This window comes from Falsibacillus pallidus (assembly GCF_050990905.1).
Classification (GTDB): Bacteria; Bacillota; Bacilli; order Bacillales; family DSM-25281; genus Falsibacillus; species Falsibacillus pallidus_A.
Genome location: NZ_CP158866.1, coordinates 3507669 through 3520287 on the forward strand (window position 1 = coordinate 3507669; position 12619 = coordinate 3520287).

Consider the following 12619-nt stretch of genomic DNA (forward strand, 5'->3'; position numbering starts at 1 on the left):
CTGGAGGTTTTTTATGGAAGGAAGAGCGACGCGTAATCGGGAACTTCGCACCTACCAGAAAAAGAGAAGAAGCAACACTGGAGAATTCAAGGAAAATATGATTGATTTCTTTTTTCATATTTTAGGTACGGCCATCATTTCTGTTATTCTGATTTATCTGCTTTCCTTGATGTCGACATCTTAATACATACAACTTGATAGAAGGGCTGCCTCGTTATTGCTGAAGGCAGCCCTTTTTTGTTTTTATTTCAATAGGCGAATAAGCTGTTCCACCGTTGTTTCCACCTGCTGCTTTGTGATTGTTGGGTCGAGTGCTTCCTCAAGGGTCCGGCATTCTGTTTGAATCGAGAAGATTCCGTCGAGAAAATGGTTATGCAGGGTCAATTCAGCGTCGATTCTGCCAGCAATGGCAATGACTTTTTTGTTGTGTTTTTTGGCAAGCTTGCCGACTCCGAGCGGTACTTTCCCCATCAAGGATTGATAGTCAATGCTCCCTTCACCCGTGATGATGAGATCCGCTTCCTTAATTTTATCTTCAAGGCAGGTGAGTTCGATGACTTGGTCGACTCCGAATTTGATTTCTCCTTTTAAAGCAGCAGAGATAGCACCGCCAAGTCCACCAGCAGCCCCGGAACCTGGGATGTTCTGAACATCCTTTCCGTAGTTTCTTTCGTAAAGATTGGCGAGTTTTCGCATGGCAAGGTCGAGTTCCCCTATTTCCACGTCGGATGCCCCTTTTTGCTTGGCGAAAACGTATGCAGCCCCTCTTTCTCCATAAAAAGGACAAGTGACATCGCTCGCCGCGGTGATTCGGCAGTCCTTTAGTTCAGGGATGATGTTTTCCTCGGATAGACTCACTGCTTCCAGAATAGGATTTCCACGCATACCCATCAAGGTGCCGGATGCGTCGTATAGATGCCAGCCAAGGGCCTGCAGCATTCCTAGGCCTCCATCGTTCGTCGCGCTCCCTCCCAGGGAAATGACGATGTCACGGTAACCTCGTTTGATGGCGTCTTTAATCTGTTCCCCGAGCCCATATGTATTGGTGTTGGTGGGGTTTTGAAGAGACTTTGGAAGCAAGGAGAGCCCGCTGCTCCTGGCACATTCGATATAGGCGACGTCTCTATCCCCTTGATGGATGACGGCATATTTGACTTTGATCGGTCTCATCAAAGGATCATGGACGTCTACTTCCACTTCATGGCCATCCGCACTTTGCAGGAGGGCTTCAATCGTCCCCTCCCCGCCGTCTGCCATCGGGGAAATAATGGTCTTTGCTTCCGGGATCACTTTTTTTATGGCGGTTTCAGCCGCTTTTCCAACTTCGTATGATGATAAAGAACCTTTAAATGTATCGCTTGCAATTAAAACGTTCATTTATGGAGTACACCTCTTTATGTTCCCCTGCCGGTATGATTTTCAGTGGCGGCAGCCGGGAATGATTTCTACCATTCTAGCTGAAAAGGTGTTGGAAAATCCAGTGTCAGACTGACCCCGTACAAAGGGCTCAGCAAGTGGATGGAGGTTTCCAGTAGAGTCGACAAAAGTCGGGTCGATTCGGGGCGTGACTGTCACGCCCCGTGTTACTTAAGGAGAAAATATTCTTTTATGCATAATTCGAATAAATAAGACTATCGCACTATTACTCCTGTCGAAATATCTGGTATATTGTCCTTAGAAGGACGAAATGGCTAAGCCATTGAAAGATGGCGGCGCAAAGCTAAAGGGGCTAAGGTCGCAAGACTAAGCCAGCCAGTTATCGAACCAAGGAGGAGTTAAAATGGGAAGATTTTTGACACCTGAAGAAGCGTATCAATTGAAAAAGAAAAGAAGAGCCATCAGATATGTATTGATCGGTATTATAACCATCGGGCTTGGAGCCGGGGTATCCGTACTTCCGTATTTTATGTAAACAAATATATTTAAGCCGCATCCCCCATTCAAAGGGAATGCGGCTTTTTATTGCCCGTCACCACCGCTGCTAGATTTTTCGACAGGATTCGGGTGGTGACAGTCAACTCGGGTTTTACCTGGGGTAAACTCCCCTTGGGTACAAGGAATCAAAGTTGAAATTATTGGAATTTACGACATTTTTTGCGTTACAATGAAGTTATTACATTTAATTTGTTGGAGGGACATCTTTTGATCTATCAGGTTCGATTATTCAGGGGACTAAGAGCCCTAGGGGCGATGCTTCATCAGCTGGAGCAGGCTGAGACGGTTTACGGACTAAAAAATAGAGTGCTTCTCTTATTTCTTTCCAGTTTGCTGATTTTTGCGGTCAGCGGTTGGTTTGGGCTTGGCGCTCATGAAATCTCTGCTGAGATCAATAATCTATCAAACTCACAATTTGAGTGGGAAAAGTTTTTGTTTTGGATCGGCAGGCTAATTGCGGGGCTTCTTTTTGCAGCGATATATCTATACCTCATGTCTCTTTGGTTTGACATTTGGACTGAATCATCTTTCAAGAGCTTACTTGTGGTACAGGCGTTTGCATTTCTTCCTATTTTAATTGAGAAGATTCTACATATCCTGTTTTTGGTTTTGCTGGGACTAGACTGGTACTCCACCCCATTTTCATTGGGGGCGATTGCCCAAAGCGCACATGCACCTGCTTGGATCATCTACTTTTTAGGATGCGCTTCGCTCTTTAAGATCTGGAGCATGTACATACAATTTATCGGATTGAGGAAGCTTGCCGGCATGTCGCGTGGTGCTGCATTATTGTTGACCCTTTCCATTCATTTAATCTTTTGGGCCATCACGGCGACTTTGGCCTTCTTTGAATTAAAACCATTTTTCTAAAAAGGCGGTGACCTCATGTCTAAAAAGAGCATATGGCTTACTGTGGCCATCGTATGTTTTATTGGATTGAATCTTTATCTTATTTATAAAAAAGAAAGCTCCGTTGATCGGACTAATTTCCTTTCTCAGTGGACTGAAGTGAAGGCAAAAGACCTCGAGAATTCCATCGAAACTGAAGGTGTGCTCGATGCTGCGGAAACAAATCAGGTGTACATCGATAAGAATAAAAGCTTCAAACAGTTTCTAGTTAAAAAAGGGCAGCCGGTTGAAACTGGTACGCCATTATTTGAATATGACGGGCTGGATCTTGAAGAGCGGAGGAGCCTCATCGTTGCGGAGCAGAACAGTCTTCGCGGTGAAGTAGAAAGCATCGACCAGCTGATTTCAGAGCTCCAGTCGCTGCAGAACAGCGTTCCAAATGATTCATCGTTTGAAGACAGCCCTGGTCCAGGAATCGGTCCAGACTCAGAGGGGCAAGAATCTCAAGGCGGTGCCAAATTGCAAGCCTACTACGACCTGGCCAAAACGATTTCTGAGAAAGAACAGGAACGGGCAAAAGTCCAGCAGCAAATCGACATGTACAGCGAACAGTTGAGGACACTGCAAAACGGGGAAGGCAGTTTGACAGTCGTCAGCCCTTACAGTGGTATTGTTTCGAACGTTTCACACCAATTGGATAATCCAGGGGTAACCATTGTATCCAAGAACTCCGTGGTGAAGGGCAAATTAACGGAGGAACAGCGGAGCGATGTGAAAAATGGGGATAAAGCTCATATCACTTCCAAGCACTTCACTGGAAAGTTGGACGGGACCGTCTCTGATGTAGCGGAATTGCCAGAACTTACTCCTTCAACTGACCACGATTCGAAATATCCTTTTGTTGTTGTTGCTGAGGATGCTGCTGAAAAGGAACTGCTGCAGGGCTACCATGTGAAGGCGGAAATCGTGACGAAAGAAGCAGAGAATGCAAATGCGGTTCCTGTGAAAAGTGTGATGCATTCGAATGACGCAAAATATTTATGGGTGCTGAACAATAAAGGCATCGTAGAGAAGCAGAAAGTGAAAACACGAATCAAAGATGATGGCTACATCGAAGTGAAAAACGGGGTAAAAAAAGGAAGCCACATTGCAGAGCTTCCGGATCAAGTACATCGTGAAGGGCTATTCGTCACCCTGATGAAGCCAGAACGGATCAATTGGGAAAACGACGCGCAGTTCGAAGGAAATTGGAAATACATGATTATGGGGATCTTAGAACCATAATGCTGGGACGGAGGGCCAGGTTTACTGTCCCTCCGTCCTACTTCTCAATAGCTCCCATCCCCTCCAGGATGATTCTGGCATCACTATTGAGATATTGCCTTGTTTCTTTCTGCAAAAGCAGGGCTGCATGGTTTTTTATACTCAGTTTTAATCCTCTGAGATCAAATTGTTTTGCATAAGTATTGATTATATTAACCGCCATGATTTCCTGTCTGGTCAAAGGTTTGCTGCCTTCGTCCTTTCGCTCAAGGAGGAACTCATACAATTCCCGTGCGTTGCCTTTCAGAAGGTGGCGATTTTGATATAATAGGTCTAAATTTTCTTCAATATATACACGTGTGGAGACCAAGTCATGTTCTTCTACAGCATGCTCAATCTTCTTCAACAAATCGTAAATATCCATTCCATTGTTCCCCCTAAATTCCCACTTTTCATTAATATCGACAAAAATAGCAATAAATCAAGAAGGACCAAAGAACGAAATGCAATGGGACGGAGGGACAGGTTCTTTGTCCCTCTTTTGTCTCCGGAAGTGTGGGACAGTATACCTGTGACCCCATGCTCCACTTCCCAAACGTTTATCGCTCAGTGAATAGAATGGGACACGGGACCTGTCCCCACTTGTCCCATCTGAAAATAAAAATGCCTGCAGAATATGGGATTCTGCAAGCATCTGTTAGTTTGTCAATCTATTCAACAATGGTATCAGCCCTTCGAAATGGGGCTTTCCTATAAAATATTTCGCGCCAACTTCTTTTGCTTGGTCCATTAATTGCTTCTTCCCAATGGCTGAACACATGATGACCTTGGCTTCAGGATTCATGTGCAGGATCTGCCTCAATGCATAGAGGCCATTAAAAAATTCCATCGTATTGTCGAGCAATACAATATCTGGTTGACTTTGCTGGTATTCTAAAACCGCAGTATGGCCATTGACCGCTTCTGCCGCTACTCGATATGGCGTATCTACCAATTTGGATTTCACGAAATTGCGAAAAAAATGAGATTCATCCGCCAATAAAATGGTTTTCAACATTAATCACCTTTCCCTCAGATCCGGCAAATAAATGGGAAGGAAATGGGTGCTGGGTTCACTGAAACCCTTTATCATCTGTCGTTCTATTACTTACTACCTATTTGCCTAAAATAGAATAGCACAGAAAAAGGAAAATAATAGAATTTAGTTTATTTTTAATAGAACGATAATTTACAAGATTCAATAAAGAGCCAAAAAATTACTACTCCAATACTCTTTCACTATCCGTCGGGTAATTTTGTATTTCCTTCGGAGTCCTGCTTCTTTCCAGCAGTTCTTCTCTCAAAATATCAATAAATTCACGGGATAAGGAAAACTTGCATGCTTTCTTGTAGGCTTCTATCAGCTCTTTGTCACTTAAAAATCGCAGCGAATCCATTTTTATCACCCTTTTCACTAATTTTTACAGTGGATGATTATGCAGCACGCGAGATTCTCTTAGGTATATTGTACCCTTTATTCTATTAATATACAATATAATTTATAAAAAACCACTAAGAGATATAAGTGTTCTTACCTTCTAATTCTCTATATTTTGATAGCCTCTAATGTTATATAATTTGAATAATAATACGAATTTAAAGGGGATGAATGATATCAGATTTCAGCGAGAAGAAGCGTTTCGTTATGTGTTTCCCCAGCCGCTAGATGCACATTTTACAATTATAGAAATCAACGGCCGCCCCGTCTCTTCTTCCGAAGGTGCAGCTAAATTGATCGATTTAAGCCCCAGTGGGATGAAACTCTCAACGAATCTTCATATTCCTGTGTCGCACAGTCAAAAGGTCAAGCTCGGAATCCGCTTTGAAATCAACGAGCATAAATATACAATTGTCTCTGAAATGGTGTGGGAAGAGCCCCGTGCCGGCGCTTATTATTACGGGATTCATTTTCTAGCTGATGAACCATTGCAGCAGGAGATCATTAATGAATTAAAATTATATGCACGAACAATTCATAAGCCAAACTAGAATTATTGTAAAGCAGACTCTGCCAAGTGACAGAGTCTGCTTTTTCTTTGGTAGTAGGGCAGGAACATAATTCGACATAAACCGGGGCGTGACAGTCACCTGTAGTGTTAGTTTTAAAAATAGATGTGGTTGCCTATTTTCATTTGCATGTCGCTGATGGCGCCTTCCCTTTGATTTGCTAGATATGGAATGTTCGCTGTAAAGTAAAACTTTCTTCGGCTATTGGGGTTTTTAGGGTTATCGAGTACTTTCCGATTGTCATTTAAGGCTTGAAATGCGGTTACGTAATTTTCCCTACTGCCTTTGAAAAGTTCTAGATTGGCCTTGGGAGTGAAAAATGGAATATTTTTTAAGGAAGCTTTTAGTTTGGAGGACTGAAAATAGCGGTAACTGCTCCAGGGGTAATCTTCGGGGCTCTCAACCATATTTGCGCGAACAGGATTCATATGAATATAGTGGCTCACTACAAAATTCCCGTACGGATTGCTAATGGGCTCAGCGTGGAATCGCTTTTCAAACACATGCCCGCATAAGTTATATCTCGTATTGTAATAATTGGCATAGCCCTTATTCAATCTGCTCATGATTTGGGATAACTGTACTTCTGGGGACCTGATCTGCAAGTGGTAGTGGTTGGTCATGAAGCAATAGGAGGAAATCTCAAAAGGGGATTTCTCACTTAACTCTTTCATGTTATAGAAAAAAGCACGAAAATCTCTATCATCCTGAAACAACGGATCACGCCGATTCCCTCTGGAAACCACATGATAAAAATGATCAGGCAGCCATAATCTCTTTTTTCGACTCATCATTTCACCTCTCTATAAAATTTTTCACCTCTAATATTTCTAGTTGAATCCATCAATCTCCTCTAAAAATAACCCACAAATTTCCTGATGCTTGTACTTTTCTCTCTTATACTGGACAATACATACATGATGATTAGAAGACAAATCCATCGTTCTGGAGGAAGATTAAAATGCCTAACAACCAAAAAAACAATCAAACCAGTGTCGAAAATAAGCTTACTGCAGTACTAAGAGTGATAAATGATGAGGAGTCTGAGGCATCTGTAGCGGCGGATCTGGGGCTTCACCGCGATACAGTTAACCGTTGGATCAGGGCCTATAAGAAAAAAGGGAGAGAAGGCTTAGAAAATCCGGGCACCAAAAGTCATTCTTCTGACTCTCCACTGACAGAAAATCAAAAGCGAATCAAGGAACTAGAAAAACAAATTAAAGAACAAGAGGAGAACATTGAAATTCTCCAAAAGTTCCAGGACTTTCTTAAAACCAAGAAATAGCTGAAATTGAAATGAAATAATTAGTAACCTTCAAAGCAAAAAAGACAGCCACATTCGGCTGTCTTTTTATGATAAATTATCTCGGCACTCCCAACATAATTCGACATAAACCGGGTGGTGACAGGCACCTTTATGTCGGCACCTTTATGTCGGTTAGATTTTAAATTGCCTCACCAGGCTGTTGAGGCTGTCAGCAAGTTGGGCCAATCCGGTCGAGCTCTTAGCTACTTCTTCCATGATGCTATTGGATTGCTGGACTGTTGCAGAAGTCTGCTCGATTCCCGCTGCGGATTCTTCCGTTACCGCTGCAATACTTTCGATGGCAGTATTCATTTCGCCGGATTCGCTTGAAATCTGTGCCATGTTGGCGCCGATTTCATTCATCTGGCCGACCATGGCATTAATGGATCCCTTCAGCATTTCAAATGTTTCTCCAGTGATTTTTACGCTTTCCGTTCCCTTTTTCACCTGTTCAAAGCTGTCTTCAAGTGAAGAAGAAATGAGCGAGGATTGCTGCTGGATTCCTTCAACATTGGAGACAATGCCGGAAAGGGAGTTGGTCACTTCTTCTGCTAGCTTCCTTACCTCGTCAGCTACCACTGCAAACCCTCTTCCGTGCTCCCCTGCCCTTGCTGCTTCGATGGCTGCGTTGAGAGCTAATAGATTGGTTTGGTCAGCGATTCCTTGTATCACTTCTACCAGTGTGGAAATTTCCCTTGATTGTGCTTCAAGGCCGCTCATTTTTTTCGAAACATCCTCCACCGTTTCAAAAATCTTGTTCATGGCACCGATGGATTCATTCATCAAGCTGCTGCCCTCATTGGTTTTCTCTAAAACCACCATTGAGGATGCCGTAACATTTTCCCCTAAATCATTTGTATGAGAAACGGTTCTGCTGTAGTTTTTCATTCTTTCAGTCAATTCACCGGCAGAGCTTGCCTGCTGGTCAGCCCCTGCAGAAAGCTGCTGCATCGTAGCTGCAATCTGCTCGGTCCCTGTCAAAACTTCATTAGAGGACTGCGTCAACTCCTCGCTTTGTCCAGTCACTCTTTCCGAAACCTCTTGGATTTCTTTGACTAAACGAGCAAGCTGATTCTTCATATGTGTGATGGACGTGCTGAGCTGTCCGATCTCGTCTTTCCCCTTATAATCCAAGTCAGGGATATTTAAATTTCCGTCTGCAATGGAATTGGCTGTCGTAACAACCTTTTTCAAATTCAAACGGATGGCGCGGTTAATAAGCAAAATAAGAGCGATTCCAATAATAGAAGCTGCTACGATAGAAATCAACAAAATGAAAAAGCTTTTTGCCAGTCCTGCATTGGTATCCTGCTGCGCTTGGCTCCTGGATTTTTCAACTGTTTGCTCAAGGGAATCCAACTTGGCGATGGCTTGCGGGCGCAGTACACTAATCTGATTCAAAATCTGGGCTGCTTGACCAGTATTATCACTGTCCACAGCTGAGACAAATTGATTTAAAAATAGGTCATCCATTTTGTCATTAAATGAGGTAACAGTTACAAATAAATCTTTTTCCTGCTGTGTATCGATGCTTGGTTCGATATCTTTCATCAGCTGATTAAACTCATCAATTCTGTCTTTATACTGTTTTATTACATCTTGGCTCGGGCTTCTTTGATAGTCATAGACCCGGATTGATTTCGAGCGGAATAAAGATCCCATTTCCGTAATGGCTACGGATCGGTCGCTCTGGTTCCCCAATCGAACCACACTATCATTAATAACCTTCAATTGTGTGAAAACCAATAATGCTGCGATAATGAACAGCAATATAACGGCACCAAGGGCAAACAAATATTTGCCGCCAATCTTGATATTTCTCCACTTCTGTAACATACGTATCCCCCTCTGTCTGTCCTTCAAGAACTGATGCCTCCACTTTGCCAGGCAAAAATGTAAACTCTCTCCTTTCTTATATCGGCCGAAAGTTGCGACATTTTACAACAAAATTCGGGGCGTGACTGTCACCACCCGAATTTTCTTCATTAAAAAAGCCCGGAAAGCTCAGCTTTACACTGAACTTCCGGGCTAATCGCCTGCTTATTTTATTTTTTCTTTTATGCTCTCGTAGACGGTGTCCCAAACGCTTTGGTCACTTGTATATTTCTTCGTCAATGTTTGAATCATCTTCTGCTGCTTCTCTTTGAAGTCCGGCGCTTCTTTATCCGGCATATCAGCACGAACTTGGTCGACAAATTCCTGCACTTTAGGTGCACGCGGCCCCCACACAGCAACTTCTTCTCCTGCTTCATTGATAAAGATGAAAATCGGGATGGCCCTTGACGTTCCATTCGTTAAATACTGATCCATAAGCTCAAGGTTTTGATCCCTTGGAAGGAGGCTCATTTTGATGTTTGCAGCTTCTGCGATTTTCATCAATATCGGGACATTCACCATAGCGTCCCCGCACCAATCTTCTGTCAGGACAATCGCTCGAAGTCCCCGGTCAGCAACCGTTTTCCATAAAGATAAATCTTTTTCTGGAATATTGAATCCTTCATATACACTCTGCAAATTTTCTTTATGTACCTGCATCGAATCCACGTATTCCTTAGATGTCATGCCTTTTTCAAACCATTCGTTCAGTGTCATCCGGTTCACTCCTTTTTTAAAGTAAACATACCATAGACTTGAAGAAATATCCGCAAAAAAGCTTTAACCCAATTTTAAATTCAGCAAGGGATGTCAAAACTGATTACATACCTTATTTGGAGTGATCGAAATGAATGAGCATGAACACGAGGGCAGCCTTTTAATCGGCCTGTTGTGGGGTACGCTATTTAGCATCCCCCTGTGGTTATCCTTTTTTGGATGGATAAAACTGATTGGCAGATTGCTGTATTAAACGTTATTTCCAAGTTATTTCGCGCTTTTAACGGCTTCTATATCAACCTGCTTTTTAATGATGATAAGCAGCAAGGCTGTCACCACGCCTGCAGTATCGATGAACATATCGACAATTCTTCCATCGCGGAAAAAAAATAGTTGAAGAATCTCCGTCGAGACTGCATAGCTAATGGCTACCAGCAGCGCCAACCGGTATTTTTTTAACCAAGAATAAATGAACCCCGCCAAAATGCCGAAGCTGGAAAAATGACCGATTTTTTGAATGATATAATGTTCGTTCATTAGATCTGTTAAGCGAAACTGAAGCATTTCCATAAAATTCGGATCAGAATTAAATCTGAATCCAATTATCCCTTTATACATTAAATCAGTGAAACTCTGGGTACAGGTGAAAATAAATATTAAAATGACTAAAAAAACAATCCGCAGGACTTTCATGCTTGAGAACACCTCATTTGAATTAAAAACCCTTACAAATCAAGTATAATCTACTAAAAGTGGATTTATACTCAGGGTAAGGGTCCTTAAACTCTTAAGCTAGTTAATGCTTTTCGTCGTCAATATTCAAAAGAGGTTCAAGATCCTTTTCGAGCAACAACAATATTTTATATGCATCCATATCTTCCTTCTTACTTAACTGGATGGATTTTTCTAATATTTTATATAACTCTTGCGTCGTCAATGCAATATATCTCCTTTTCTAATCCTTTTAAAAACTGTACCAGAAATTTTCGTGAAATACATTACATTTCCAATAAATCCCTACAACAAAATTATGACAATTGTCGACAAAAACCGGGTGGTGACCGGGTGGTGACAGTCACCTGTAGGATTACTTCTTTGATTTTTAGGGTAATGTAGCATGGGCATATCAAATGGTAATAACAGAGGATTTAACTTTTTGGTTGATTCATCATATAATGATGAGGGGGCTTTCACCCAATTTATTGACTACTTTACTAGGATGATTAAATGATGATTAAAAACGACATTCAGCAAAAGCTGTTATCGATTGTGAAAGATGAGAACTTAAAGATAGATGAATTGATTAGAAATCATACGTATACAAAACTCGGCGGGAAGGCGGATTTCTTTATCACGCCTACCACTTATGAAGAAGTACAGGCGGTTGTGAAGTTGGCGAGAACGGAAAACATTCCATTCACTCTGATCGGAAATGGATCGAATTTGATTGTTAAAGACGGTGGGATCCGCGGGATTGTGCTGAACCTTAAGAACTTCAAGGACATTTCTTCAGACGGGACGAAACTGACTGCCCAGAGTGGTGCACGAATCATTGATGCTTCAAGGTTTGCTTTGGAAAAGACATTGAGTGGGCTTGAATTTGCTTGCGGCATCCCGGGTACTGTCGGCGGCGCCCTATTCATGAACGCTGGTGCCTACGGCGGAGAAATCAAGGATGTTCTTGACTATGCGATTGTTGTGGACCGCAATGGTAACCTTGTGAAGCGTGATGCTGCGGATCTTGATCTTGACTACCGCAAAAGCAATATTGCTGAAAATGAAGACATTGTACTTGAGGCTGTGTTTGAATTGAAGCCAGGCAGCTATGATGAAATCAAAGCCATCATGGATGACCTTACTTTCAAGCGTGAATCCAAGCAGCCGTTGGAATACCCTTCTTGCGGAAGTGTGTTTAAGCGCCCTCCTGGTATGTTTGCCGGCAAGCTGATCCAAGATAGCGAGCTGCAAGGGGCAAGCATCGGCGGCGCACAGGTTTCTACGAAGCACGCAGGTTTCATTGTAAATAAGAATAATGCCACTGCCGAAGAATACATCTCGCTGATCCGCCACGTGCAAAAGACGGTGAAGGAAAAGTTCGGTGTGGAATTAGAACGCGAGGTACGCATCATTGGGGAAGATTTATTGAAGGAAGAGTCTTGAGCTAGGTAAGGTTTGCGGTGTTAGATTAAATACAATAAAAAACTCGCCATGAACGGTAATGGCGAGTTTTTCTATGGGAGGATTCGCCATAAGTCGGGTGGTGCCTGTCACTTTTGTGTCGTTTGCGTCGACAAAAACCGGGGCGTGACAGTCACCTGGAGTGTTACTGGTTTTCACTGGAATCTTTCAATGTTTGCTCTCCTTTTTGTTATAATTGACGAAAAGGAGGTGTGATTATGGATGAAGTCTTGCAAGCAATTCGCGATTTAAAAAACCAGCTTTCTCAGTTCGAAACGAAGGTCAATGAGCGTTTTGATAAGTTAGAAAGAAGGATGGACAGATTGGCAGATAGAATGGATCAATCGGAGCATAAAAAAGACCTTCATAAAGTAAAAAAGCGGATTGGGATGGAATAAAACATCATATCAACACCAACTCCCCATAAAAAACCTTTGTTTATCCTCAATA

Annotated in this window: 17 protein-coding genes and 1 riboswitch; of the genes, 8 read left to right on the forward strand and 9 right to left on the reverse strand. The window is 42.4% G+C overall.

Going from position 1 to position 12619, the window contains the following annotated elements:
- Positions 1-13 precede the first annotated feature (13 nt).
- Positions 14-184 (forward strand): hypothetical protein, encoded by a 171-nt coding sequence (locus ABTV07_RS18235; RefSeq protein ID WP_433745018.1) that lies wholly within the window; start codon positions 14-16, stop codon positions 182-184.
- A 59-nt stretch (positions 185-243) separates the two neighbouring features.
- On the opposite strand, the gene ABTV07_RS18240 is transcribed toward ABTV07_RS18235, so the two are convergent.
- Complete coding sequence (locus ABTV07_RS18240) at positions 244-1377, reverse strand: glycerate kinase family protein (protein WP_433745020.1); 1134 nt, start codon at positions 1375-1377, stop codon at positions 244-246.
- Between the two features lie 302 nt (positions 1378-1679).
- Positions 1680-1764: riboswitch (cyclic di-GMP riboswitch) on the forward strand.
- Positions 1765-1780: 16 nt separating this feature from the next.
- Between ABTV07_RS18240 and ABTV07_RS18245 the strand changes: the two genes are divergently transcribed.
- The 3 genes from ABTV07_RS18245 to ABTV07_RS18255 all read left to right on the forward strand — a co-directional run bounded on the left by ABTV07_RS18245 (position 1781) and on the right by ABTV07_RS18255 (position 4068).
- Entirely contained in the window at positions 1781-1912 is a 132-nt protein-coding gene (locus tag ABTV07_RS18245; protein ID WP_433745022.1) for a hypothetical protein, read from the forward strand.
- Positions 1913-2142: 230 nt separating this feature from the next.
- The gene (locus ABTV07_RS18250) at positions 2143-2805 is read left to right on the forward strand and encodes a hypothetical protein (protein WP_433745023.1); all 663 of its coding nucleotides are present in this window, start codon (positions 2143-2145) and stop codon (positions 2803-2805) included.
- 15 nt (positions 2806-2820) lie between these two features.
- Positions 2821-4068, forward strand: a complete 1248-nt coding sequence (locus ABTV07_RS18255; protein ID WP_433745026.1) for an efflux RND transporter periplasmic adaptor subunit — start codon at positions 2821-2823, stop codon at positions 4066-4068.
- A gap of 37 nt (positions 4069-4105) precedes the next feature.
- Here the strand turns inward: ABTV07_RS18255 and ABTV07_RS18260 are convergent, their stop codons facing one another.
- The 3 genes from ABTV07_RS18260 to sda form a co-directional block, all read right to left on the reverse strand.
- Positions 4106-4471 (reverse strand): hypothetical protein, encoded by a 366-nt coding sequence (locus ABTV07_RS18260; RefSeq protein WP_433745029.1) that lies wholly within the window; start codon positions 4469-4471, stop codon positions 4106-4108.
- A 273-nt stretch (positions 4472-4744) separates the two neighbouring features.
- Positions 4745-5104, reverse strand: a complete 360-nt coding sequence (locus tag ABTV07_RS18265) for a response regulator (protein ID WP_433745032.1) — start codon at positions 5102-5104, stop codon at positions 4745-4747.
- A gap of 202 nt (positions 5105-5306) precedes the next feature.
- Positions 5307-5483, reverse strand: a complete 177-nt coding sequence (gene sda, locus ABTV07_RS18270) for a sporulation histidine kinase inhibitor Sda (RefSeq protein WP_433745034.1) — start codon at positions 5481-5483, stop codon at positions 5307-5309.
- Between the two features lie 208 nt (positions 5484-5691).
- Here sda and ABTV07_RS18275 point away from each other — a divergent pair, with 208 nt between their 5' ends.
- Positions 5692-6075, forward strand: coding sequence for a PilZ domain-containing protein (locus ABTV07_RS18275; protein WP_433745037.1), 384 nt, complete (start codon positions 5692-5694; stop codon positions 6073-6075).
- Between the two features lie 113 nt (positions 6076-6188).
- On the opposite strand, the gene ABTV07_RS18280 is transcribed toward ABTV07_RS18275, so the two are convergent.
- Positions 6189-6884: a transposase gene (locus tag ABTV07_RS18280; protein ID WP_433745039.1), complete on the reverse strand. Its 696-nt coding sequence runs from the start codon at positions 6882-6884 to the stop codon at positions 6189-6191.
- Positions 6885-7054: 170 nt separating this feature from the next.
- Between ABTV07_RS18280 and ABTV07_RS18285 the strand changes: the two genes are divergently transcribed.
- Positions 7055-7378: a transposase gene (locus tag ABTV07_RS18285; protein WP_433745042.1), complete on the forward strand. Its 324-nt coding sequence runs from the start codon at positions 7055-7057 to the stop codon at positions 7376-7378.
- Between the two features lie 153 nt (positions 7379-7531).
- On the opposite strand, the gene ABTV07_RS18290 is transcribed toward ABTV07_RS18285, so the two are convergent.
- From ABTV07_RS18290 to ABTV07_RS18305, 4 genes are all read right to left on the reverse strand, one after another.
- Positions 7532-9235, reverse strand: a complete 1704-nt coding sequence (locus ABTV07_RS18290; protein WP_433745044.1) for a methyl-accepting chemotaxis protein — start codon at positions 9233-9235, stop codon at positions 7532-7534.
- 204 nt (positions 9236-9439) lie between these two features.
- Positions 9440-9991, reverse strand: a complete 552-nt coding sequence (locus ABTV07_RS18295) for a thioredoxin family protein (RefSeq protein WP_433745047.1) — start codon at positions 9989-9991, stop codon at positions 9440-9442.
- A 267-nt stretch (positions 9992-10258) separates the two neighbouring features.
- Positions 10259-10684, reverse strand: coding sequence for a VanZ family protein (locus tag ABTV07_RS18300; RefSeq protein WP_433745049.1), 426 nt, complete (start codon positions 10682-10684; stop codon positions 10259-10261).
- A 103-nt stretch (positions 10685-10787) separates the two neighbouring features.
- Positions 10788-10928, reverse strand: coding sequence for a hypothetical protein (locus tag ABTV07_RS18305; RefSeq protein WP_433745052.1), 141 nt, complete (start codon positions 10926-10928; stop codon positions 10788-10790).
- A gap of 290 nt (positions 10929-11218) precedes the next feature.
- Here ABTV07_RS18305 and murB point away from each other — a divergent pair, with 290 nt between their 5' ends.
- Together murB and ABTV07_RS18315 are read left to right on the forward strand one after the other, a co-directional pair.
- Positions 11219-12151 carry a UDP-N-acetylmuramate dehydrogenase gene (gene murB / locus ABTV07_RS18310; protein WP_433745055.1) on the forward strand — a complete coding sequence of 311 codons (933 nt, stop codon included), beginning with the start codon at positions 11219-11221 and terminating at the stop codon, positions 12149-12151.
- Between the two features lie 236 nt (positions 12152-12387).
- Positions 12388-12567 (forward strand): hypothetical protein, encoded by a 180-nt coding sequence (locus ABTV07_RS18315; protein ID WP_433745058.1) that lies wholly within the window; start codon positions 12388-12390, stop codon positions 12565-12567.
- Positions 12568-12619 lie beyond the last annotated feature (52 nt).

Coding starts and splice junctions, on each gene's coding strand:
- ABTV07_RS18235 (WP_433745018.1), top strand. CDS start 14: ATGGAAGGAAGAGCGACGCGTAATCGGGAACTTCGCACCTACCAGAAA.
- ABTV07_RS18240 (WP_433745020.1), bottom strand. CDS start 1,377: ATGAACGTTTTAATTGCAAGCGATACATTTAAAGGTTCTTTATCATCA.
- ABTV07_RS18245 (WP_433745022.1), top strand. CDS start 1,781: ATGGGAAGATTTTTGACACCTGAAGAAGCGTATCAATTGAAAAAGAAA.
- ABTV07_RS18255 (WP_433745026.1), top strand. CDS start 2,821: ATGTCTAAAAAGAGCATATGGCTTACTGTGGCCATCGTATGTTTTATT.
- ABTV07_RS18260 (WP_433745029.1), bottom strand. CDS start 4,471: ATGGATATTTACGATTTGTTGAAGAAGATTGAGCATGCTGTAGAAGAA.
- ABTV07_RS18265 (WP_433745032.1), bottom strand. CDS start 5,104: ATGTTGAAAACCATTTTATTGGCGGATGAATCTCATTTTTTTCGCAAT.
- sda (WP_433745034.1), bottom strand. CDS start 5,483: ATGGATTCGCTGCGATTTTTAAGTGACAAAGAGCTGATAGAAGCCTAC.
- ABTV07_RS18275 (WP_433745037.1), top strand. CDS start 5,692: ATGAATGATATCAGATTTCAGCGAGAAGAAGCGTTTCGTTATGTGTTT.
- ABTV07_RS18280 (WP_433745039.1), bottom strand. CDS start 6,884: ATGAGTCGAAAAAAGAGATTATGGCTGCCTGATCATTTTTATCATGTG.
- ABTV07_RS18285 (WP_433745042.1), top strand. CDS start 7,055: ATGCCTAACAACCAAAAAAACAATCAAACCAGTGTCGAAAATAAGCTT.
- ABTV07_RS18290 (WP_433745044.1), bottom strand. CDS start 9,235: ATGTTACAGAAGTGGAGAAATATCAAGATTGGCGGCAAATATTTGTTT.
- ABTV07_RS18295 (WP_433745047.1), bottom strand. CDS start 9,991: ATGACACTGAACGAATGGTTTGAAAAAGGCATGACATCTAAGGAATAC.
- ABTV07_RS18300 (WP_433745049.1), bottom strand. CDS start 10,684: ATGAAAGTCCTGCGGATTGTTTTTTTAGTCATTTTAATATTTATTTTC.
- murB (WP_433745055.1), top strand. CDS start 11,219: ATGATGATTAAAAACGACATTCAGCAAAAGCTGTTATCGATTGTGAAA.
- ABTV07_RS18315 (WP_433745058.1), top strand. CDS start 12,388: ATGGATGAAGTCTTGCAAGCAATTCGCGATTTAAAAAACCAGCTTTCT.